The 21,113-nt window shown below is 71.5% G+C and carries 19 protein-coding genes; 12 read left to right on the top strand and 7 right to left on the bottom strand.

From position 1 onward, the window contains the following. The first annotated feature begins 25 nt into the window (after positions 1–25). The 3 genes from ACPA54_RS32370 to ACPA54_RS32360 all read left to right on the top strand — a co-directional run bounded on the left by ACPA54_RS32370 (position 26) and on the right by ACPA54_RS32360 (position 2,673). The gene (locus ACPA54_RS32370; protein WP_423535130.1) at positions 26–493 is read left to right on the top strand and encodes a hypothetical protein; all 468 of its coding nucleotides are present in this window, start codon (positions 26–28) and stop codon (positions 491–493) included. Positions 494–588: 95 nt separating this feature from the next. After that, positions 589–1,710 carry an Rv3169 family protein gene (locus tag ACPA54_RS32365; protein WP_345673389.1) on the top strand — a complete coding sequence of 374 codons (1,122 nt, stop codon included), beginning with the start codon at positions 589–591 and terminating at the stop codon, positions 1,708–1,710. Between the two features lie 177 nt (positions 1,711–1,887). Further along, positions 1,888–2,673: a ferritin-like domain-containing protein gene (locus tag ACPA54_RS32360; RefSeq protein ID WP_423535128.1), complete on the top strand. Its 786-nt coding sequence runs from the start codon at positions 1,888–1,890 to the stop codon at positions 2,671–2,673. Between the two features lie 12 nt (positions 2,674–2,685). On the opposite strand, the gene ACPA54_RS32355 is transcribed toward ACPA54_RS32360, so the two are convergent. Continuing rightward, positions 2,686–3,540, bottom strand: coding sequence for an SAM-dependent methyltransferase (locus ACPA54_RS32355; RefSeq protein WP_423535126.1), 855 nt, complete (start codon positions 3,538–3,540; stop codon positions 2,686–2,688). Between the two features lie 203 nt (positions 3,541–3,743). Between ACPA54_RS32355 and ACPA54_RS32350 the strand changes: the two genes are divergently transcribed. Next, complete coding sequence (locus tag ACPA54_RS32350) at positions 3,744–4,028, top strand: acylphosphatase (protein WP_423535124.1); 285 nt, start codon at positions 3,744–3,746, stop codon at positions 4,026–4,028. 69 nt (positions 4,029–4,097) lie between these two features. Here ACPA54_RS32350 and ACPA54_RS32345 read toward each other — a convergent pair whose 3' ends face one another. Further along, a complete protein-coding gene (locus ACPA54_RS32345) occupies positions 4,098–5,072 on the bottom strand; it encodes an ArsR/SmtB family transcription factor (protein WP_423535122.1) in 975 nt (324 codons plus the stop codon). An 83-nt stretch (positions 5,073–5,155) separates the two neighbouring features. Between ACPA54_RS32345 and ACPA54_RS32340 the strand changes: the two genes are divergently transcribed. Both ACPA54_RS32340 and ACPA54_RS32335 read left to right on the top strand, forming a co-directional pair. Beyond that, the gene (locus ACPA54_RS32340) at positions 5,156–6,463 is read left to right on the top strand and encodes an MFS transporter (protein ID WP_423535120.1); all 1,308 of its coding nucleotides are present in this window, start codon (positions 5,156–5,158) and stop codon (positions 6,461–6,463) included. Between the two features lie 11 nt (positions 6,464–6,474). Next, positions 6,475–8,649 (top strand): outer membrane protein assembly factor BamB family protein, encoded by a 2,175-nt coding sequence (locus ACPA54_RS32335; protein WP_423535118.1) that lies wholly within the window; start codon positions 6,475–6,477, stop codon positions 8,647–8,649. Between the two features lie 2 nt (positions 8,650–8,651). Here ACPA54_RS32335 and ACPA54_RS32330 read toward each other — a convergent pair whose 3' ends face one another. Further along, entirely contained in the window at positions 8,652–9,542 is an 891-nt protein-coding gene (locus tag ACPA54_RS32330) for an alpha/beta hydrolase (protein WP_423535117.1), read from the bottom strand. A 224-nt stretch (positions 9,543–9,766) separates the two neighbouring features. On the opposite strand from ACPA54_RS32330, the gene ACPA54_RS32325 reads away from it, so the two are divergent. Then, complete coding sequence (locus ACPA54_RS32325) at positions 9,767–11,446, top strand: long-chain-fatty-acid--CoA ligase (RefSeq protein WP_423535115.1); 1,680 nt, start codon at positions 9,767–9,769, stop codon at positions 11,444–11,446. Between the two features lie 7 nt (positions 11,447–11,453). Here ACPA54_RS32325 and rarD read toward each other — a convergent pair whose 3' ends face one another. Further along, entirely contained in the window at positions 11,454–12,464 is a 1,011-nt protein-coding gene (gene rarD / locus ACPA54_RS32320) for an EamA family transporter RarD (RefSeq protein ID WP_423535245.1), read from the bottom strand. Between the two features lie 337 nt (positions 12,465–12,801). On the opposite strand from rarD, the gene ACPA54_RS32315 reads away from it, so the two are divergent. Next, positions 12,802–14,403: an ABC transporter substrate-binding protein gene (locus tag ACPA54_RS32315; protein WP_423535113.1), complete on the top strand. Its 1,602-nt coding sequence runs from the start codon at positions 12,802–12,804 to the stop codon at positions 14,401–14,403. Between the two features lie 70 nt (positions 14,404–14,473). Here the strand turns inward: ACPA54_RS32315 and ACPA54_RS32310 are convergent, their stop codons facing one another. After that, the gene (locus tag ACPA54_RS32310) at positions 14,474–15,172 is read right to left on the bottom strand and encodes a PaaI family thioesterase (RefSeq protein WP_423535111.1); all 699 of its coding nucleotides are present in this window, start codon (positions 15,170–15,172) and stop codon (positions 14,474–14,476) included. Positions 15,173–15,325: 153 nt separating this feature from the next. Between ACPA54_RS32310 and ACPA54_RS32305 the strand changes: the two genes are divergently transcribed. Beyond that, positions 15,326–16,186, top strand: a complete 861-nt coding sequence (locus ACPA54_RS32305; RefSeq protein ID WP_423535109.1) for a MaoC/PaaZ C-terminal domain-containing protein — start codon at positions 15,326–15,328, stop codon at positions 16,184–16,186. A gap of 64 nt (positions 16,187–16,250) precedes the next feature. On the opposite strand, the gene ACPA54_RS32300 is transcribed toward ACPA54_RS32305, so the two are convergent. Together ACPA54_RS32300 and ACPA54_RS32295 are read right to left on the bottom strand one after the other, a co-directional pair. Next, positions 16,251–16,430 carry a DUF397 domain-containing protein gene (locus ACPA54_RS32300; RefSeq protein ID WP_423535108.1) on the bottom strand — a complete coding sequence of 60 codons (180 nt, stop codon included), beginning with the start codon at positions 16,428–16,430 and terminating at the stop codon, positions 16,251–16,253. Further along, the gene (locus ACPA54_RS32295; RefSeq protein ID WP_423535106.1) at positions 16,405–17,253 is read right to left on the bottom strand and encodes a helix-turn-helix domain-containing protein; all 849 of its coding nucleotides are present in this window, start codon (positions 17,251–17,253) and stop codon (positions 16,405–16,407) included. The genes ACPA54_RS32300 and ACPA54_RS32295 overlap by 26 nt, the downstream gene beginning before the upstream one ends. Before the next feature lie 289 nt (positions 17,254–17,542). Between ACPA54_RS32295 and ACPA54_RS32290 the strand changes: the two genes are divergently transcribed. From ACPA54_RS32290 to ACPA54_RS32280, 3 genes are all read left to right on the top strand, one after another. Further along, positions 17,543–18,622: a Zn-dependent alcohol dehydrogenase gene (locus ACPA54_RS32290; protein WP_423535104.1), complete on the top strand. Its 1,080-nt coding sequence runs from the start codon at positions 17,543–17,545 to the stop codon at positions 18,620–18,622. Between the two features lie 83 nt (positions 18,623–18,705). Beyond that, the gene (locus ACPA54_RS32285) at positions 18,706–19,629 is read left to right on the top strand and encodes a 3-oxoacyl-ACP reductase (RefSeq protein ID WP_423535103.1); all 924 of its coding nucleotides are present in this window, start codon (positions 18,706–18,708) and stop codon (positions 19,627–19,629) included. Between the two features lie 177 nt (positions 19,630–19,806). Then, positions 19,807–20,976: an Rv3169 family protein gene (locus tag ACPA54_RS32280; protein ID WP_345673404.1), complete on the top strand. Its 1,170-nt coding sequence runs from the start codon at positions 19,807–19,809 to the stop codon at positions 20,974–20,976. Positions 20,977–21,113 lie beyond the last annotated feature (137 nt).

The following is a 21,113-nucleotide window of genomic DNA, read 5'->3' as shown; positions in this document are numbered from 1 at the left end:
ACGACGAACCTCAGGAGGGCCTCTCGTGTTTCGCCTGCCCGGCCCGGTCTCCGTCCCCTTGCGTGCGTCCGTGGACGCGGCCGGCCGCGCGCTCACCCGCGCCGCGGCCGGGCCCGCGACGGAGTCGAATGCGCTGTTCCTGCCCGGCCGCGGACTCCGGCTCACCGGCGGGCCGACCCGCTTCGAGGCGTGGTCGGGGGATACCCGCGTGCTGCACGTCGACGTGGACGAGACGGCGCGCACCGTGGTCATGGCCGGCGACTGGTGGTACCGCGGCACGTACCGGATCCACGAGCGCGGCGGCGCGGCGTGGGTGGAGTACCGGGTGGAGAACGTCGCGGAGCGGGGGCGCTGGGCGGTGCCGTGGGCGAACAAGCTGTTCGCCGGGTACCGCGGCACGATGCTCGGCACGACGGCCATCGTCGCGTCGCGCATCGCCAAGGCGGTGGACGCCGAGCAGGCGCCCGAGGACGGCGGCGAAGCCGCCGGCTGAACCGGCCGGACTGCACACCCAGACCACTTGACTTGGTCAAATGTCCGGGCGACACTCGCAGGCCAGCACGCCATGAACTTCGCAGGAGGCCGTCCGTGCCGGTGCCCAGCCCGCTCGACGAGTACCCGATCCACCAAGTGCCGCTCTTCATGAGCGAAGTCGGCACCAGCGACCGCAACTTCTACGACCGCTGCATCTACCACGCGTACACCCGCGACGGCTCGGTGCAGGTGGCGACCGGGTTCGGCGTGTACCCGAACCTCGGGGTGGTGGACGCCTACGTGGTGGTCCGCAAGGACGGCAAGCAGCACGCCGTCCGCACGTCCGGCGCGCTCGGGCCGGACCGCATGGTGCAGGAGGTCGGGCCGTACCGCATCGAGGTGCTCGAACCGCTGCGCAAGCTGCGCGTGGTCTGCGACGCGCCCGAACAGGGCATCGAGATGGATGTCGTATTCGAATCTCCGTTCGAGCCGATCGCCGAGCCGCGGCACATCCAGCGCAGCGCCCACAAGACGATCCTCGACGCCTCGCGCTTCGTGCAGATAGGCCGCTGGACAGGCACCATCCGGCTGGACGGCGAGGAGCTGACGCTCACCCACGAGGGCTGGGGCGGGTCCCGCGACCGGTCCTGGGGCATCCGCCCGTCGGGCGAAGCCGTCCCGGACGGGCGTCCCGCGGCCTCCGAGGGCTTCTGGTGGAACTGGATCCCGATCGACCTCGGCGACCAGGCCCTCATGGTCATCGCCCAGGAGAACGCCGACGGGCAGCGCTTCCTCAACGAAGCCATCCGGGTCTTCGCCGACGGCCGCAAGCCCGAGCAGCTCGGCTGGCCCGAATTCGAGGTCCGCTACGCCTCCGGCACCCGCCGCCCGGTCGGCGCCACCCTGCACCTCACCGACCGGCAGCGCCGCCCCCTGCGCCTGCACCTCGACAACCACGGCTACATCGCCCTCAACGTCGGGGCCGGCTACGGCGGCGACCCGGACTGGAACCACGGCCTGTGGAAGGGCGACAAGTACCTCGAAGGCGCGGTCTACGACCAGGCCGACGAGGCGGTCGCCCGCCGCAGCGCATACTCCGTGATCGACCACGTCGCAACCGCACGCCTCGAAGGCCCCGACGGCACCGAAGCCGAAGGCGTCGGCATCTTCGAACACGGCACCTTCGGCCGCCATGACCCCAGCGGCTTCGACGGCTGGACCTCGGTCGCCCCCTGACGCCGTTCCACCGGCCGATCACGCCGCACATGCACGACCCCGGGCCGCCGCGGAGACATCTCCGCGGCGGCCCGGGGCGTTCGGCCCCGTCCGGCTCGACAGGACGATCACCCTGCCCGCGGCTACCGTGGATCAACGGGTCAGTTTTCCTCCTGCTTGTATCGGAGGGCCGTTGGCATGCTTTCGGCACGCGACATTCTGCAAGAGATCCACCGGGACGATCGGGCGTTCGCGCTGTTCTGCAGTATTGCCGCCAAGGGCGAGAGCCAAGGCGGTTGGGAGAACGCCCGGATCGCCGCGCTGGTGGACGATCCCGAGTTGGCGCCCAAGGTGGCCCGGCACGGGGCCGACGAGGACAAGCACGGGCGGATCTTCGCCTCGATGCTGCGGCGCCGCGGGCTCGACCCGGTCGACGTCCCGCCCGAGGCCGACTACTGCATGCTGCTCGAACGCCAAGGCATCGGCCTTGCGCACGAACGGCTGCGCCGCGACGAGCGGATGACGGAAGCGGACATCGTCGAGTACCTCGTGCACAGCCGTGTCACCGAGCAGCGGGCCGCCGAGGATATGCGACTGCTGCGCCGCTATCTCGGCGACGACCCGGTCATCGGCCGCGGTATCCGCATGATCTGCGACGACGAGGAGAACCACCTCGCCTATTGCCACGAGGAGTTGCTGCGGCTCTCCGGCAACGGGCAGGACCCCGCGGCGATTCGGGGCGCGCTGGAGAAGACCGCGCTCGCCGAGATCAAGGTCAACCGGGACGTCAGCCTGGCCGTGATGGACCACATGGGCGCGATCCTCGGCTGGTCGAAGGCCCGGCAGTTGGCCCTCAAGGCGGGCATCCACGCGACCTACGCCTACGACCGGGCCTGGGGCACGCGCCGCATGGTGCGTCTCAGTCCGCCCAAGCGCCGCAACGCGATGGGGCCGCGGCCGGGGCCGCAGCCCATGGCCGCGTAGCGGAAGTACGGGTCAGGGCTTGCGCGCCACCAAGCCGTAGCAACCGATGGTGCCCGGGTCCGGGAGTGCGGACCCGGGCTCCGGCTTCCAGTGGGACACCACCTCGACGCCCGGGTCGACGAGTTCCCAGCCCGCGGGGACCAGGGCCTCGACTTCGGCGCGGCTGCGCAGCTGCATCGGGATGCCGGACTTGCGGTAGACCGCGGCGCCGGAGTCGTTCGCGACCGGGTCGAAGTCCGCGGTGAGGTGCGACAGGATCAGGCAACTTCCGGACGGCAGGCGGTCGGTCAGTCGGCCCAGGATGTCGGAGGGCTTGTCCTCGTCGGGGACGAAGTGGAAGATCGCCAGCGTCATGAGGGCGAGCGGGCGGCCCAGGTCGAGGGTTTCGGTGAGCGACGGGTGCGCGAGGATCGCGTCCGGGTCGTGCACGTCGGCGGCGATGTAGGCGGTCGCCCCGTCGCGGTGGCCGGACAGCAGGGCACGGGCGTGCGCCAGGACGATCGGGTCGTTGTCGACGTACACCACCCGCGACTCGGGAGCCACCGCCTGCGCGGCGTCGTGGGTGTTGCGGCCTTCGACGGGAATGCCCGTGCCGACGTCGAGGAACTGCCGGATGCCGAGCCGGGCGACGTGGTCGACGGCGCGGAGCAGGAAGGCCCGGTTGGCCCGTGCGGCCGTGCGGGCGTTGGGGACGACGGCGAGTGTCTTCTCGGCGGCTTCCCGGTCGACCGGGAAGTTCGTTTTGCCGCCGAGGAAGTAGTCGTACATGCGCGCCGAATGCGGCTTGGTGGTGTCGATCTCCGGAGGGGTCCAGCCCTGGATCAGGGCCTGCTGCTCCGGCGTACGGTCGAACGCGGATTCCGGCATGGGTGTTGCCCCCGTTTCGCGCCAAGCAGGAACGTGCCTGCAACGCCGGTCGGTTGATCACGTCAAGCGCTTCAGATGCTAGCGCCCGACCGTCGTGTCCCGGCGAGTGGGAAGCATCACCGGACAGCGGGAAACGTTCCGCTGATCGGCGGAGTTTCGCGTCGGGAGGCGTGGCGGCGTGCCGGTCGGGCAGAGTGCCTCGTGTGACCGACATCCGCCGCGTCCGCGTGCTCGTTTCCGGCCTTGTGCAAGGCGTGTATTTCCGCGTGACGTGCGCGCGCGAGGCGGCCGCGGCCGGGGTGGCCGGGTGGGTGCGGAACCTGCCGGACGACCGGGTCGAGGCGGTGTTCGAGGGCGACGGCAAGGCCGTCGACCGCATGCTGGCGTGGGCCCGTCAAGGCCCGCCGGGGGCGGTGGTGCGGCGCGTGGAGGTGCGGGGCGAGCCGGCCGAGGGCCTGGTCGGCTTCGAGGTGCTGCGCACCGAATGAAAACCGGGTGACCGGGTGACCGGGTGACCGGGTGGGAAGAGCGAACCCGGCGAATCCCCGGCCGAACGGTCAGTCCTCGGTGTGGGGTTGGGCCAGCGCGTCGCCGAGTGCCGTCCGGTAGTACAGCACCGAGCGCCCCGCCCGGCGCCGGTTCGCCAGCCCGGCCTCGCGCAGCAGCTTGAGGTGCCGGCCGACCGAGCCGAGCGGTTGCCCGGTCAGTTCCACCAGGTGGGTGGTGCTCAGCGGGGTGCCGAGCAGGACCAGGACGTCGGCGCGCGCCGGGCCGAGCAGGCGGCGGAGCGGGGCCGCGGCGCGGACCGTGCCGGACTCGGCGAGGAGGCCGGAGCACGGGTAGATGACGGCGTACCGGTGCGGCTCGTCCCAGGCGACGTGGCTGGTGTGGAACGTCACGGGCAGGAACGAGAGTTCGGCTCCGGAGATGTCGCGCGGCGGGTAGTCGTAGGTGTTGATCTGCAGGCGCCCGTCGCCCAACCAGCGGATGCCGGGCTTCATGCCGCTGAGCGCCGCCGCCCAGCCGCCCTGGGTCAGTTGCGTGGTGCGGGCCACGATGTCCGCGGTGAGGATGCGGCGGCGCCGCTCCCAGGTGGGCAGCACGGCTTCCCGCCAGACCCAGGCGAACAAGTCGGCGGCGCGGTCGGCGAGATCGGTGCGTCCGCGCAACTCGTCCGGGAGCGGGCCGTGCAGGGTCACCTCCAGGTCGTGCCACACGGTCTCGGGCGGGGTGGCGCGCAACACGGCGAGTTCGGCGGCGAACGTCGGCGCGGCCGTCGTCGGCGGCCGCGGGCCGAAGAAGTCCGCCGTCCAGCGAGGCGCGGTCGCGGCGCGCAGCAGGCGTTCGGTGAGGGGATCGTCGGCCAGGCGTCGGAGGAAGGCGGGGCGGTGCGTCGCCACCCACCGCTCGATGCCGCCCTGCGTGCAGTTGATGCCGGCCAGCGTCCGCAGGGCGGCGTTGGTCTCGGCGAGCGGCGAGACGGCGAAGCGGCTGCCGGCGAGGGTGTCGGCGTTGACCTTCCAGAAGCCCACGGCGGTCCCCCTCCACAGGTGGTTGTTTCGCGTCTCCGCGAAACTGTAACCCGGGTCGCGGACCCCGCCGGAAACTCGACGCCGTGCGTACCTACCGAGAACTCTTCCGAACCCCCGAATTCACGCCGCTGTTGGTGGCGTCCGGCGCGCACGGTGTCGCCATGGTCGTCGCCGACCTGGGGCTGGCCACGCTGGTCTACGACGCGACGGGGTCGCCGCTGCTGTCCGCGCTCAGCATGTTCGGCGCGTCGATCATGCAGGTCCTCGGCGCGACGCTGCTGCTGTCCGCGGCCGACCGGGTGCCGCCGCGCGCCGCCACGACCGGGCTCGCGCTGCTGTTCGGTGCCGCGTCCGCACTCCAGGCGCTGCCCGGGATGCCGGTGTGGGCGATGTTCGCGATCCTGCTCGCCGTCGGCCCGGTCGCCGCCCTCGGCGGCGGCGTCCGCTACGGGCTGCTCAACGAAATCCTCCCGCCCGACGGCTTCCTGCTCGGCCGCTCGGTCCTCAACATGGCCAACGGCGCCGCGCAGATCGGCGGCTTCGCGGTGGGCGGCATGCTCGTCGTGGCGCTGTCGCCGCGCGGCGCGCTGCTGACCGGCGCCGGTCTGGACGCGGTGGCGGCCGCGGCCGCCTGGTTCGGGCTGAGTGCCCGCCCGCCGCGCGCCGCCGGACGGCCGTCGGCACGCGAGACCTGGCGGGTCAACCGCGTGCTGTGGGCGTCCGTGCCGCGGCGCTACGTCTTCCTGGCGCTGTGGGTGCCTAACGGCCTCGTCGTCGGCGCCGAGGCGCTCTACGTGCCGTACGCCCCCGACCACGCCGGCATTCTGTTCGCCTGCGCCGCGGCCGGCATGCTCGTCGGCGACACCCTGTGCGGGCGGTTCGTCGTCCCACGCTGGCGGGAGCGGCTCGGGCCCGGGCTGCGGCTGCTGCTGGCCGCGCCGTACCTCGTCTTCGTGTTCCGCCCGCCGCTGCCGCTCGCCGCCGTGCTGGTCGCGCTCGCCTCGGTCGGGTACGCAGCCTCGCTGCTGCTCACCGAACGCCTCATGGCGCTCACCCCGCCCGGCATGAGCGGGCAGGCGCTCGGCCTGCACAGCTCCGGCATGCTCGCCATGCAGGGCGTCGGGGCCGCCATCGCGGGCGGGATCGCGCAGGTGACGTCGCCGGCGGCGGCCATGACGATCGTCGCGGTCGCGTCGGTTGGCGTCACGCTCGCCCTGGCACCGGGGTTGCGCGGTACGGTTCCCGCTTCGGTCGGCGAAATCCCGTTTGCCGACGCCGCGTCGGCCGACTCGGAACGCAAAACTCCGGATTCCGTCGCGGAACCGGGGCTCGTGTCGGGAAACGGTGGTTCCTTGCCGGAGACGGATGTGACTTCCGAGCGTTTGGGCTAGCGTCTTCTCGCATGCGAGACCTGGAGCCGGGGGATCCGCGGCGGTTGGGCGACCACACGGTGGTCGGCGTGCTCGGTTCCGGCGGGTTCGGGCGGGTCTATGCGGCGCGCGCCTCCGCCGACCGGATGCTCGCCGCGAAGGTGCTCCACCCGCAACTGCTGCGCGCCGACCCGGACATCGCGGCCCGGTTCGGCGGCGTGATGGCCGAACTCTCCCGGGTCCGCAACCTGCGCGGCGGCCGCATCGTGCAGTGGGACACCGAACCGTGGCCGTGGTACGTCCGGCACTACATCCCCGGCGCCACCCTGACCGAACTCATCGCGCTCGGCGCCCCGTTGGATGCCGCCCTGGTCACCCAGATCGGCGCGCAGACCGCCACCCGGCTTGCCGCGATGCACGCCGCGGGCATCGCGCACGGCGGGGTGACCGCCAACAACGTGCTGGTCACCTCGCGCACCGTCCGGCTCGTCGACGGCGGACTCATCGGGCTGCTCGGGGCGGGCACACCCGTCGCACGCGGCTTATATGCGGCACCGGAAGGCGCCGACGGGACGATCGCGGCCGACCTGCACGCGCTCGGCGCCCTGCTCGTCCTGTGCGCCCGCGGACGGCTGCCCACCGGGCGCGACGACGCCGACGCGCTGCCGGAATCCGCCGCCCGGACGATCCGGGCCCTGCTCGCCCCCGATCCCGCGGACCGCCCCTCGGCCGCCCGGGTCGCCCGCGAACTCCGGCCCCAGCACACCACCATCCGCGGCCTACTCCCGCGCGAACTCGCCCACGCCGTCGCCGCCCACCGCCCCGCGGTGTGGGACCCGCTGCGCGCCGCCGCGCTCGCGGAGCGCCCATCCGTGCCGTCCGGTGCGCCGCGGATCCCCGCGCAGCAGACCGCCACCCCTGCCGTCGCGGTGAAGGCGGTGAAGGGGGTGAAGGGGGTGAAGACGGTGAAGGCGACGAGGGCGGTGAGGAGCGACCCGCCGGAAGCACCCGTCGTCCCGGCTGCCGCGCCGCGTCCGTTGGCCCGCGCGCGGACCCTGTGGCGCCACGACATCCCGGGCGTACAAGGCCTGTACGTGTCCGACGGCCTGGTCTTCGCGGGCGGCGAGGAACTCACCGCGATGGACCTGCGCACCGGCGACGTGCGCTGGTCGAAGCCCGGGTGGCACCTGCCCGCGGCACCGTTCGAAGGCCGGGTGTGCTGTACGCAGGGCACGCGCGTGGCCCTGGTGGACGCCGCGACCGGGCGCGAGATCTGGCGCACCGATGTCGCCGCGGTACGCGGCCTGTGGGCGCGCAGCACCGGCCGCCTGGCCCGCGCCGAACGCGCCTTCCGCATGCACAGCGTCTACCGGCCGACCGCGGGCGTGCTCGTCGCGGTGGGCGGGCACAGCGAACTGTTCGGGCTGGCCGCCGAGACCGGCGAACTCCTGTGGAACCGCCGGGAACCGCGCCGCACCACGTTCACCCGCGACGGCGCGGGCGCGGTGTACCTGAGCGGCGACCGGCGCGAACCCGTGCGCGCGCTCGATCCGGTGACCGGCACGGTGGCGTGGGAGGACGCGACCGGCGACTCGATCGTCGTCGCGGTCGGCCGCAACCACGTCGCCTGCGGCCGATTCCGGCCGGACACCGCGGACTTGGCGCAGTACGTCGTGCACTCCGCCGCCGACGGCCTCCGGGTCCGCGAAGCGGCCCCGGGCGAGGCGGCGTTCCTGGACGACGACGGCGTGCTCTACGTGGTCGGCGGCGACGGCCGCCACGACCGGTTCCGGGCCGTGCTCGACGGCGGGAAGTGGACGCTGCCGTGGCACGGCACCGCCGGCATCACGGTCGCCCCGTCCGGCGACGAGGCCTATCTGCGCAACGAGACCGGCACGGTGTACGCCATCGACCTGGTCGGCCGCGCGGTGCGTTGGGTGAGCGAGCCGCCGCGCCGCATCGTCGACCCGGTGGGTGGCCAGCTCGACCGCTCGCTCGCGGTCACCGTCGACGACGACCTGGTCTACGTGCGCTGCCACGGCGACCCGGCGCTCGTCGCCCTGGACCGCGCCGACGGCCGCGAACGCTGGCACCGTCCGGCGCTGTACGGCACCTTCACGATGGTCGACCCGGCCGCTGAATCCGGCCGGGTCTGCGTCGTGGCCGACGACACGGTGATGGCGCTGACCGCACCGGACGGCGCCTGAACCTACCGGGGCAGCACCGCGTCGAGGCTCTTGCCGAGATCGTGCAGGGCTTCGTCGGCGGCGGGGAGCATCCCGGCCATCACCTGGAACACGTGCCACAGATCCGGGTATTCGGTGTGCTCGACGGCGACGCGGAACTCGCGCGCCCGTTCCGCGAACGCCGCGCCCTCCGGGGCGAGGATGTCGTCGGTGCCGTTCTGCACGATCGTCGGCGGCAGACCGGACAGGTCGGCGCCGCGGGCGGGGGAGAGGGCGTCGCGGTCGCCGCCGGGCGCGTAGGCGGCCGCGCAGCGGGCCAGCCATCCGGTGCGCAGCACCGGGTCGCGGTGGTAGCGCGGTTCGAACGGCCAGGGCCGCAGCGGATCCAGCCATGGGGAGACGAGCACCAGGGCGTCCGGGGCGCGGGTCTTGCCGCCGCGCAGGCCGAGTGCCGTGGTCAGGGCGAGTCCGCCGCCCGCGGAGTCGCCGGTGAGGATCATCGGGGTGTCGGCCGGCGTCCGGTCGGCCAGCTCGTGCCAGGCGTTGGCGGTGTCGTCGAGCGCGGCGGGGTGGGGGTGTTCGGGGGCGCGGCGGTAGTCCAGGGCGTAGACGACGGAGCGGGTGGCGGCGGCGAGGTGGGCGGCGAAGGCGCGGTGCGAGCGCGACGAGCCGACGACGTAGCCGCCGCCGTGCAGGTAGAGCATCACGCGGGCCGGCGCCTCCGGGCCGACCGTGATCCGCAGTGCCGGGACACCGCCCGGCGCGCAGCGCGCGGTGCGGGTGCCGGGCGGCAGCGGGCCGCCCATCGCGGCCACCCACGCGCGCTGTGCGGGGACCGGGACGCCGGGTCTGAGGACGGGCCGCAGGACGCGGCGGGCAAGGGTGCGGGCGAGGGGTACGGAGAGCCGGGGCACGGCGACCTCCCGAGGTCATCCATGGGTTTCCGCGGGTATTCCCTGGTGCTTCCGTGCGGTGGTGCCTGATGCATTCATGCCGCTTTCGGGCGGATTTCATGCCGCCCCCGAACCGCCCGCGTGCACCCTTCGATCTTCCGCGTTGCCCCCCTTCAAGCTACGTTGCGTCCCGGCACGAGGGTTCCGCGGAGTTGCACGAGGGTTCTGGTTCGAGGGAGTTGCGCATGGCCGGCCGGTGGTCCGTCACGATGAACGACCTGGTGCGGCGCCGCGTCGGGGACACGTCCCCGGGCGTCCGGGCCGGCGACACGGTGTGGACGTGGGACGAGCACGTGAAGCTGTCCGCGGAGCGCGCGGCGTTCCTGGAGAAGTTCCGCGCCGACGGGCAGCCGTTCCACATAGGCATCCTGCTCGAGAACGTTCCGGAGTTCTCCTTCCTGCTGGCGTCCGCGGCGGTGTCCGGCGCGGTCGTGGTGGGCCTGAACCCGACCCGGCAGGGCGCCGAGCTGGCCCGCGACATCCAGCACACCGGGTGCACGGTGCTCATCACCGGGGACGCCCACCTCGCGCAGCTGCGCGAAGCGGTGCCGGACTTCCCCGCCGACCGCATGTTCAACGTCGACGACGCCGCGTGGGCGGAAGGGCTGGAGCCGTACGCGGGCGCCGAACTCCCGGACACCGTCCCGGCTACCGACGACCCCTTCATGCTCATCCTCACCTCGGGCACCACGGGTCACCCGAAGGCGGTCATCTGCTCGCAGGGGAAGATCGCCACTCAGGGCGGCAGCGTGGTGGCGATGCACGAGCTGGCCGGCGAGGACGTCGCGTACTGCGCGATGCCGCTGTTCCACTCGAACGCGATGATCACGTGCTGGACGCCGGCGGTCGCGTCCGGGGCCGAACTCGTGCTGCGGCGGCGGTTCTCCGCGTCGGGCTTCCTGCCGGACGTGCGGAAGTACGGCGTGACCTACGCCAACTACGTCGGCAAGCCGCTGTCCTACATACTCGCCACCCCCGAGCAGCCCGACGACGCCGACAACCCGCTCACCCGGGTCTTCGGCAACGAGGGCGGCCCGCAGGACGTCGAGCGGTTCGCGAAGCGCTTCGGCTGCGTCGTGCGGGACGGGTTCGGGTCCACCGAAGGCGGCCTGTCGTTCGTGCCGGTGCCCGGCATGCCCCCGGGTGCGCTCGGCAAGCCGAGCGGCAACATCAAGATCCTCGACCCGGAGACGCGCCGCGAGTGCCCGCCCGGGCGGTTCGACGAGGCGGGACGGCTGCTCAACGCCGACGAGGCCGTCGGCGAGCTGGTCAACCTGGACGGCGCGGGCTCGTTCGAGGGCTACTGGAACAACGCCGCGGCGACCGCCGAGCGGCTGCGCGAAGGCTGGTACTGGAGCGGCGACCTGGCGTACCGGGACGGCGACGGGCTGGTGTTCTTCGCGGGCCGCAGCGGCGAATGGGTGCGGGTCGGCGGCGAGAACTTCGGCTCCGCGCCGGTCGCGCGCATCCTCGCCCGGCACCCCGACGTGGTGCTGGTGTCGGTCTACGGCGTGCCCGACGAGGCGGCGGGCGACCAGGCGATGGCCGCGATCGTGCTGCGCGAGGGTGCCGCGTTCGACCCGGCCGAGTTCGCCGCGTGGCAGGCCGCGCAGCCGGACCTGTCGCCGACGTGGCAGCCGCGGTACGTGCGGGTCGCCACCGAACTGCCGCACACCCAGACCAACAAGGTGCTGGTCCGCGTGCTCTCCCGCCAGGCGTGGTATCCGGCGGGCGACCCGGTGTGGTGGCGGCCCGGCAAGGACGGCGCGTACGGACCGCTGACCGCGGCCGACGTGGCCGCGCTCGAGGAACGCTTCGCCGAGCACGGGCGCGGGCACGTGCTCGACCTGCTCGACCGCGGCTGACCGGACGTCAGACGGTGGGCTCCGGTTCCGGCTCCGGCCGGACCGGGGCCTCCGCGACGGTCTCGGCGGCGAGCGGCGCTACCGCGACCGGATTGACCGCGACCGGGTTGACCGCGACGGTGTCCGCGAGCGCCGCCCCGGCGACCGCGGCCGCCCCGGCGACCGCGGCCGACCGGGCGACCGTGCGCCGGGTCCGGTGCGACTGTCGCACGGCGTCGAACGTCAGCACCACGAGCGCGCCCCAGATCAGAGCGAAGCCCGCCCATCGCGACCCGGGCATCGCCTCGTGGTTGATCCACACCCCGACCGAGAACTGCAGAATCGGGCCCAGGTACTGGAGCATCCCGATGGTGGACAGCGGGACGCGCACCGTGGCCGCGCCGAAGCACAGCAGCGGGATCGCGGTCACGATGCCGGTGCCGAGCAGCAGCAGGGTGTGCTCGACCGACACCGTGCCGAGGGTGCCTTCGCCGGTCCAGGACAGGTAGGCGAGGTAGCCCGCGGTCGGCAGGAACATGACGGCGGTCTCGGCGGTCAGCGACTCGGTGGGCGCCAGGCCGACGGTCTTCTTGACGTAGCCGTAGATGGTGAAGCTGGTGGCCAGCACGAGTGCCAGCCACGGCAGGCGGCCGTAGGCGACGGTCAGGACGGCCACCGCGGCCACGCCGAGGCCGACCGCCACCCACTGCGCGTTGCGCAGCCGTTCGCCGAGCACCAGCACGCCGATCGCGATGAACGCGAGCGGGTTGATGAAGTAGCCGAGCGAGGTCTCCACGACTTGGTGGCTGTTGACGCCCCAGATGTACAGGCCCCAGTTGGCCGTGATGACGATGCCGGCCACGACGATCTTCGCCAGCCGGGCCGGGTCGCGCAGCAGCACGCGGATCCACGACCAGCGGCGCAGCACGGCCAGCACCAGCAGCATGAACACGAGCGACCACACCATGCGGTGGGCGAGGATCTCCACCGCGCCCGCGGGCTTGAGATGCGGCCAGTAGAGCGGGAACAGGCCCCACATGACGTATGCGGCGACGCCCAGCCACAGGCCGCGGCGCTCTTCGCCTCCCGGACTCGCGACGGTCCCGACGGCTCTTCCACGCGTTTCGGACACGGCCGGACCCTAATCCCGCGTGGGCGCTTTGTCCCGGGCCAATTCGGCACCGGTGGACTGGACCTCTTGTCGGTGCCCGGCACGGGCCGCCGGACGGATTGGCCACCGGCTGGTTGGTAAACGGTCAACCCCTGCAAAGGCAAATGTTTATGACGCGAAATCGTTATATGACGATGCGTCAGATTGTCTCCATTCCGCTGCTAGCTTGACCGAATCCACCACCCCGGTAGCGCCAGGAGCAGTTTTGCGTCACGAACGACTCCGTTACCCCCGCACGATTGCCGCGGTCGCCGGTGCCGCGGCGCTGGCTCTCACGGCCACGGCATGCGGCGGCGACGACAAGAAAAGCGACAAGTCGAGCAACGGCAGCGCGGCCCCCGGCGGCGCGGGCACCGGCGGTGACCTGAGCGTGCTCATCACCCAGGAGACCCGCGGCATCGACCCGGCCATCTCCACGGTGTCCTCGGTCAACGGCGGCACCCAGGCCGCCGCGGTCTTCGACGTCCTGTTCTACATCGACCCGAAGACCGGCAAGGTCCAGCCGCAGCTGGCCGAGTCCGCCACCGCCTCCGACGGCGGCTCGGTCTGGAACATCAAGCTGCGTCCGAACGTGACCTTCACCGACGGCACGCCGCTGGACGCCGAAGCCCTCAAGTTCAACTGGGAGCGGCACCAGGACCCGGCCGTCCGCTCGGTCGCCGCGGTGGCCGCGAAGGACCTCAAGTTCGCGGTCGTCGACCCGACGAACCTCAAGGTCACGCTGCCCGCCCCGAACCCGCACTTCGACCAGCTCGTGGCGCACAACCTCGCGTTCGTCGGCTCGCCGACCGCGATCAAGGCGGACCCGAAGGGCTTCTCGGCCAAGCCGGTCGGCGCCGGGCCGTTCAAGGTCAAGTCCTGGGTGCGCGACAACGCGCTCACGCTGGAGCGCAACACCGCGTACTGGAACAAGGACCGCCCGCTGCTGAACTCGGTCACGCTGAAGCCGGTCATGGACCAGACGCAGCGGCTGAACTCGCTGGTCAGCGGCCAGGGCGACCTGGTCACCACGATCAACTTCAAGATGGTCAACGAGGCCCGGGAAAAGGGCCTGACGGTCGCCTACGACGACAAAAACGGCGGCTTCATGACCATGTTCAAGACCGACCGTCCGCCGTTCGACGACCCGCGTGCGCGCCGCGCCTACGTCCTGATCATGGACGGCGGGGACCGCAACAAGGTCATCCAGGGCCCGGCGGGCGCCGGCCAGACGCTGACCACCTTCTTCGCGCCGACCTCGCCGTTCGTCGACCCGACGGCGACGATGCCGAAGCAGAACAAGGAAGAGGCGCAGAAGCTCCTCGACGAGCTGGCCGCCGCGGGCAAGCCGCTGGAGTTCACCTACACCACGAACAGCAGCGCGGCCGCGAAGGCGTCGGCGGAGTACTGGCAGGCCCAGACCCGCGGCATGAAGAACATCAAGATGAACACGGAGTTCCTGGACGGCTCGGCGTACGCCAGCAAGGTCATGATCTCCAAGGACTTCCAGGCCGCCGAGTTCAACGCGTTCTTCGACGACCCGGAGCCGGTGCTCTACAACCTGCTCTACTCGAAGGGCGCCGAGAACCGCACCGGGTACAACAACCCGGCCGTGGACGCCGCGCTCGACAAGGCGCGCGCGACGACCGACGACAACGAGCGCAAGGCGCAGTACGCGATCGTGCAGCAGGCGATCGTGAACGACCTGCCGTTCTGGTCGTACGAGAAGGGCTTCGCCGCCGCCATCCAGGGCAAGCGCGGCAAGGTCGAGGGGATCCAGCTGTTCGAGGACGGCCTGATCCTGTTCGACCGGGTGAGCGTCAAGTAGTCCGGCGTTCCGCCGGGTGCCCGGCCGCGGATCCTCCGCGGCCGGGCTTCCGGCATGTCCGGACGGTGCGTCAGACGGCGCGGGCCCGGATGAACAGCCCCTCGCCGTCGGCCACCAGCACGCCGTCGGCGTACGAGCGGGCCTCCACCCACGCCTTGCGGCCCTCGACGCGGACCACCTCGGCCTCGTAGTCGATCCGCTCGTGGAGCGGCGTGCCGCGCTTCATGCGCACCGTCAGGTACGCCGTCATGCCCAGCGCCCCGGCGCCGGATTGGGCGACGCCCATCACCTCGTCGAACGCGGCGGCCACGTAGCCGCCGTGCACGCGCCCCATCGGGCCCTCGTAGGCCGCGCCGAAGACCGCGTGGGCGCGCACGATCGGCCCGTCGGCCTCCAACTCCATCGGCGGCGCGAGCGGGTTCGCGGCGCCCACGAACGGACTGCGCTCGTGCAGCTGGAGGTCCTCGAACGACGGTGTGCGCTGTTCCACACTCGGCAGCGCGGCAATCCGGGCTGCCAAATCTGATACCTCGTCAGCTACGCTGCCGAGAGCGTCCGCGTCGCCTTCCGGGTCGACCAGCTTGACCGCCTCGATCAGGCGGCGGGCGGCTTCGGCCAGGCGGTGGCGCTCCGCGCGGCCCGCGCTGTCCGGCTCGGGCCGGGGCAGCCATGTGCTGCGCAGCTCGGCGAGGACGTCCGCAGGTACGTCGGGAACGTCGGCGTGCGGCGGAGCCGCCTCCGCGGCGGGCAGTGGTTCGGTCGTGGACATGGCGGCCCCTCGGCTGTCGGTGCTCGATGTGCATTGCAGTGCATTGCAGGGAAACGAAAACAAGTTCTAGTTTGTGAGCGCTGCCGGATCAACCACCGGAGCGCATCACGGACTCGACACCCCACACCAGGGGTACACCAGGGAGGAGACGTCATGCCCATCGACGTCGCAGTGGCCACCGGCGCCGAGCCCCGCAAGGGCGAGATCAGCTGGACGCACAAAGATGTGATCCTCTACCACCTGGGCGTGGGTGCGGGCACCCCGGCGACCGGCGCCGACGAGCTGCGCTACACGTACGAGAAGAACCTCCAGGTCCTGCCGACCTTCTGCACCGTGGCGGGCACCAAGGTGGGCGGCAGCATGGCGACCCTGCCGGGCATCGACATCAACCTGCGCGCCGTGCTGCACGGCGGCCAGGAAGTGATCATCCACAACCCGCTGCCGGCCAAGGCCAAGAACATCCAGGCCACCAGCCGCGTCGCGGACGTGTGGGACAAGGGCAAGGCCGCCGTCATCGTGCTGGAGTCGTCGGCCACGCTGGAGGACGGCACCCCGCTGTACGACTCGCGCGCCGAGATCTTCGTACGCGGCGAGGGCGGCTTCGGCGGCGACCGCGGCCCGACCACCAAGATCGACGTCCCGGAGCGCGACGCCGACCACACCATCGAGGTCAAGACCACCGAGGACCAGGCGCTGCTCTACCGCCTCTCCGGCGACTGGAACCCGCTGCACGCCGACCCGGACTTCGCCAAGGCCGCCGGCTTCGACACCCCGATCCTGCACGGCCTCTGCTCCTACGGCCTGACGCTGAAGGCGGTCGTCGACACCGTCCTCGGCGGCGACGTGACCCGTGTCACGCGCTACCGCACCAAGTTCGCCGGCATCTTCTTCCCGGGCGAGACCATGCGCATCCGCGTGTGGGACGAGGACGGCAAGCTCTACGTCCAGACCTCCTCGGTCGAGCGCGACGACGCCGTGGTGCTGTCGGACACGGTGGTGGAGTACACCAAGTAAACCCGCGCTGCACATGACAGCGGGCCCTTCCCGTCATCGGGAAGGGCCCGCTGTCATGTGAGGGTTACTTGACGGACGCGGCCAGCGACGCCCATGACGCGGCAGGAATGAGCAGGTGGCCGCGCGCAACGTCCTTGGAGTCTCGGACGGGGACGACAGGGCCCGCGCCGCCGAAGACCTCGACGCAGTTGCCGCCCGTGCCGTTGCTGTACGAGCTTTTACGCCAGCCCGGAACGTGCTTCATTCTCGTACTCCTCAGCCGCCGCAGTGATCAGGCTCAGGGACGCCTCCGGCGACAGCGCGACGGCCCTGCCGAAATCGTAGGACCGCTGGTAGGCCGCTACCAGGGCCGGATCGTCCAGCAGATGGCCCGTATGCAACCCCTCGACGTAGGCGACGGGTGGCGCGTCCGGGAAGCGCATCAGGTAGAGCGATTCGCCGACGACTCCCGCAGCGCCCGCCGCGTACGGGAGCAGCTGGACCAAGACCTTGCGTTCGGCGATGGCGTCCGCGATATGCCGGAGCTGTTCGGCCATTACCGCCGGTCCGCCGACGGGCATACGCAGGACGGTCTCGTGCAGCACGCACCAGTACAGGGGGCGGGACTCGCCGGACAGCAGTTTCGCCCGCTCCAGTCGCACCTGAACTCGCTCCTTGACCTCCGCCGGACTTGCGGTGGGCATCGCCGCCCGCATGACGGCGTCGGCGTACGCCTCGGTTTGTAGCAGTCCCGGCACGAGCAGCGGTGCGAACTCGTAGATGCACTCGGCTTGCTGTTCCAAGTCGGCGGCGTCGGCGAAGTAGTCGGCATGCTTCGTCTTGTTCGCCAGTTCGCACAGTCGGCTGAGAAGCCCACCCGTATCGAGGACGACGTCCAGCCGCACGGACATGTCCATCTGCGGCTTTCTGGCGGCTGCCTCGATCTGCCCGAGGTATGCGCCCGAGCAGAAGACCATCTCGCCGAGTTGGTCCTGCGACAAGTTCGCCTGCTCGCGGAGTCTGCGCACCTCGGCGCCGTAGAACGCGCTCGGAGACTGCGACGCGTCCAGGTTCTTGGGGCTGCCCATGATCCGATCCCCTTGCCCCGAGCTGCTGTTGCCGATCGCTCGGAGTGGGCCCAGCCCAACTCCGCCAGGTGACCACCTGGACGCTTTCTGTGATGTCGGCGTCGGGCTCCCCTGGGGGCTTGTGTTCTTTGGCTCAGAACACTTATGCGCGTGCGGGCGAGCAGATAGCTTGACCTTGTCATCGACCTTGTCGAAAACAGGAACGCGTTATATTTTCGCCGCGGCGGTGACGCCCCCCGAACGGGCCCACCAGGGCGCCGGTAGCGGCTAGGACGAGGAGCAAGCAAACATGCGCGCAGCCATCCTGCACGAGACGGGACAGGACAAGCTCGAAGTCCGCGACGACGTCGAGGCCGTCGGCATGGGGCCGGGCCGGGTGCGCGTCAAGCTGCACGTGACCGGCGTGTGCCATTCCGACCTGTCGGCGATGACCGGCGTCCTGCCGCAGCCCGCGCCGTTCGTCCCCGGCCACGAGGGAGCCGGGGAGGTCGTCGAGGTCGGCGACGGAGTGACCTCGGTCGCGGTCGGCGACAAGGTCGTCATCTGCTGGGCCCCGCCGTGCGGCGTCTGCAACTTCTGCACAGGCGGCCAGTCGAACCTGTGCCTGTCCGGCTTCATGAACGCCGGCACCCAGAACTTCACCTTCGGCGGCACCCCGGCCTTCGGCTTCACCGGCACCGGCACGTTCACCGAAGAGGTCGTCGTCGCCGCGCCGTGCGCCATCAAGGTGCCGTCCGACGTGCCCTACGAGGTCGCCTCGCTCATCGGCTGCGGTGTGACCACCGGTGTCGGCGCGGTGTTCAACAGCGCCAAGATCGAGCCCGGCGCGTCCTGCGCGGTGGTCGGCGCGGGCGGCGTCGGCATCGCGGTCATCCAGGCGCTGCGCGCCGCGGGCGCCGCGGAGATCGTGGCGATCGACCCGGCGACGAGCAAGCACGAGTGGGCGAAGAAGTTCGGCGCCACGCACGCGGTCACCCCGGACGAGGCGCAGGCCGCCAAGAACGACCTGACCGCCGGCCAGGGCTTCGACTACGTCTTCGAGGTCGTCGGCAAGTCGTTCACCGCGCGCAGCGCCTACGAGCTGACCCGCCGCGGCGGCAACGTCGTCATCGTCGGCGCGGGCGCCATGGATGACAACGTCCAGTTCAACATGTTCGAGCTGTTCTTCGACCAGAAGCAGATCATCGGCAGCATCTACGGCGGCGGCGACATCGTCCGCGAGTACAACCGGATCATCCGCATGTGGCGCGCCGGCCGACTGGACCTGGAAGCGATGATCACCCACCGCCTCGACCTCGCGAACATCAACGAGGCCTTCGACCTGATGAAGAGCGGCGAGTCGATCCGCACCATCGTCACGCTCGCCTGACCCGACGTCATGTGCCGGGCCGCGCACGGCAGTCGCGCGGCCCGGCCGCCCTCGCACCAACCCCCGATACCGGAGAACAGCACATGACTACGTCCCTCGCAGGCAAGGTTGCCGTCATCACCGGCGCCGGCGGCGGCCTCGGCCGCGCCGAGGCGCTCGCGCTCGCCAAGCAGGGAGCGAAGGTCGTCGTCAACGACTTCGCCCCCGAGGGCGCCCCGAACCCGGCCCAGGCGGTCGTCGACGAGATCGTCGCGGCCGGCGGCGAGGCCGTCGCGCACCGCGGCGACATCTCGAGCTTCGAGGTCGGCGGCGAACTCGTCCAGCTCGCGATCGACACCTTCGGTTCGATCGACATCCTCGTGAACAACGCGGGCGTGCTGCGCGACCGCATGCTGTTCTCGATGACCGAGGCCGAGTGGGACCTGGTCCTGGCGGTGCACGCCAAGGGCACCTTCAACACCTGCCACCACGCGGCGAAGTACTGGCGCGACAAGTCCAAGGCCGAAGGCGGCCCGGTGTACGCGCGCATCATCAACACCGCGTCCGAGGCGTTCCTCGCCGGCTCGCCCGGCCAGCCGAACTACGCCGCCGCCAAGTCGGCGATCGTCGGTCTGACCATGAGCACCGCGAACGGCACCCACCGCTATGGCATCCGCGCCAACGCGATCGCCCCGCGCGCGCTCACCAACATGACCAGCAACGTGTTCAACGCCAAGGAAGACCTGGCGGACGGCGAGCTGGACCCGCTGTCGCCCGAGCACGTCGCGCCGCTCGTCGCGTTCCTCGCCAGCCCGGCCGCGGACAACATCTCCGGCCAGGTCTTCGTGGTGCACGGCGGCTTCGTCGCCGTCGTCGAACGCCCGACGCTGCAGGCCAAGTTCGACTCCAAGCAGGCCACGTTCACGCCGGACGAGCTGGAGCAGGTCCTGGTCCCGCACTACGCGGACAAGAAGCTCAACGCGGGCTTCTCGGCGACCGACCTGCTGTACCTCAAGCGCGAGCGCTGAGCACCGGCGGCATGCGGGGCACCCGGGAGGGTGCCCCGCATGCCGTGCCCGCAGAGTGACACGTGTCACCCCTGCCGGCGCGCCCCGACTCCGCCGCGGACCCGCGCCGCGGCACGCACGACCTGCCGACCCGCACCAGCCGACCAGTCGCTGCCCGACCCAGAAGGGGGCCGCCGCGTGCTCACTCCCGCGGACGATTTTCCGATCCACCAGACGCCCGAACCGATCGCCCACCCGGCCACGTCGGACAAGAACGCGTACGACCGCTACTGGTTCAACGGCTACGACCGCGACGGTGCCTTCTACTTCGCGTTCGCGCACGGCCTCTACCCGAACCGCTTCGTCGCCGACGCTCACTTCACGATCTCGGTGGACGGCGTGCAGTACAGCCTGCACGGCTCCCGGCGCGCTCCGCAGGACCGTTTCGACCTGACCGTGGGCCCCCTCGGCATCGAGGTCGTCGAGCCCCTCAAGGTGATCCGCATCTACGCGGAGGACAACGAGACCGGCCTGACCTGCGACCTGACGTTCACCGCGCGCGCCGCGGTCATCGAGGAGCCGCGCGTCACCACCCGGGTCGGCCACCACGTCATCATGGACTCGACGCGGCTGACCCAGCTCGGCGTCTGGTCCGGCACGGTCACGCTGCCCGGCGGCCGCGAGATCGCCGTCGACCCGGCCCGCACCCTCGCCACCCGCGACCGCTCCTGGGGCGTCCGCCCGGTGGGCGAGCGCGAGAACGGCGGCGCGCCGAAGCCGTTCAACCCGCTGATGTGGCTGTGGGCGCCGCTGCACTGGGAGAACGAAGTCACCCTGTGGGGCTCCTACGAGCGGGCCGACGGCGACATGTACCAGAAGGACGGCCACCGTATGGCCGCCCAGCCGCTGGGCTCCGTTCCGGACACCGCCGCGATAGCGGTCCCGACCGACGGCGCCGAGGCGATCGGCTACGAGGAACTCCACCCGGTGCGCCACGAGCTGACGTTCCACCCGGGCACCCGCCGGGTCTCCGGCGGCGAAATGTGGCTGGCGGACGCCTCCGGCAAGGAATTCGGCTACCGCATCGAACCGATCGGCGCGCGCGGCTACCTCGCCGGCCTCGGCTACATGCACGGCACCTGGGCGCACGGTGTGTGGCAGGGCGAACTCAAGGTCGAAGGCGAAAGCTGGGTCATCGACGAACTCGACCCGCTGGCGTTCGACCGCCAGCACTGCCAGCAGGTCATCCGCGTCACCGAGATCGGCGGCGAAGGCCGCGTCGGCGTGGGCGTGCTGGAGCAGATCGTCTTCGGCCCTCACCAGCGGTACGGGTTCAAGGAGCTGATGGACGGGTGGGCGGCCGAGTAGGCCACTGCCGGACGTCCGAACGCGGGCGCGGGGGGGGGGCCCCCCGTGCCCGGCGCCGCCCCCCCCGGGGCCGGCGGCCGCACCTGCCCCCCGGAACCCCGCGGCGGCGGCACGGCCCCCCCCCAGGCCCCGGGGGC

The sequence above is a fragment of the Uniformispora flossi genome, from assembly GCF_049534875.1.
Taxonomy (GTDB): Bacteria; Actinomycetota; Actinomycetes; order Streptomycetales; family Streptomycetaceae; genus Yinghuangia; species Yinghuangia aomiensis.
The sequence above is the reverse complement of the archived record's forward strand: the minus strand, read 5'-3'. Positions and strand labels throughout refer to the sequence as shown.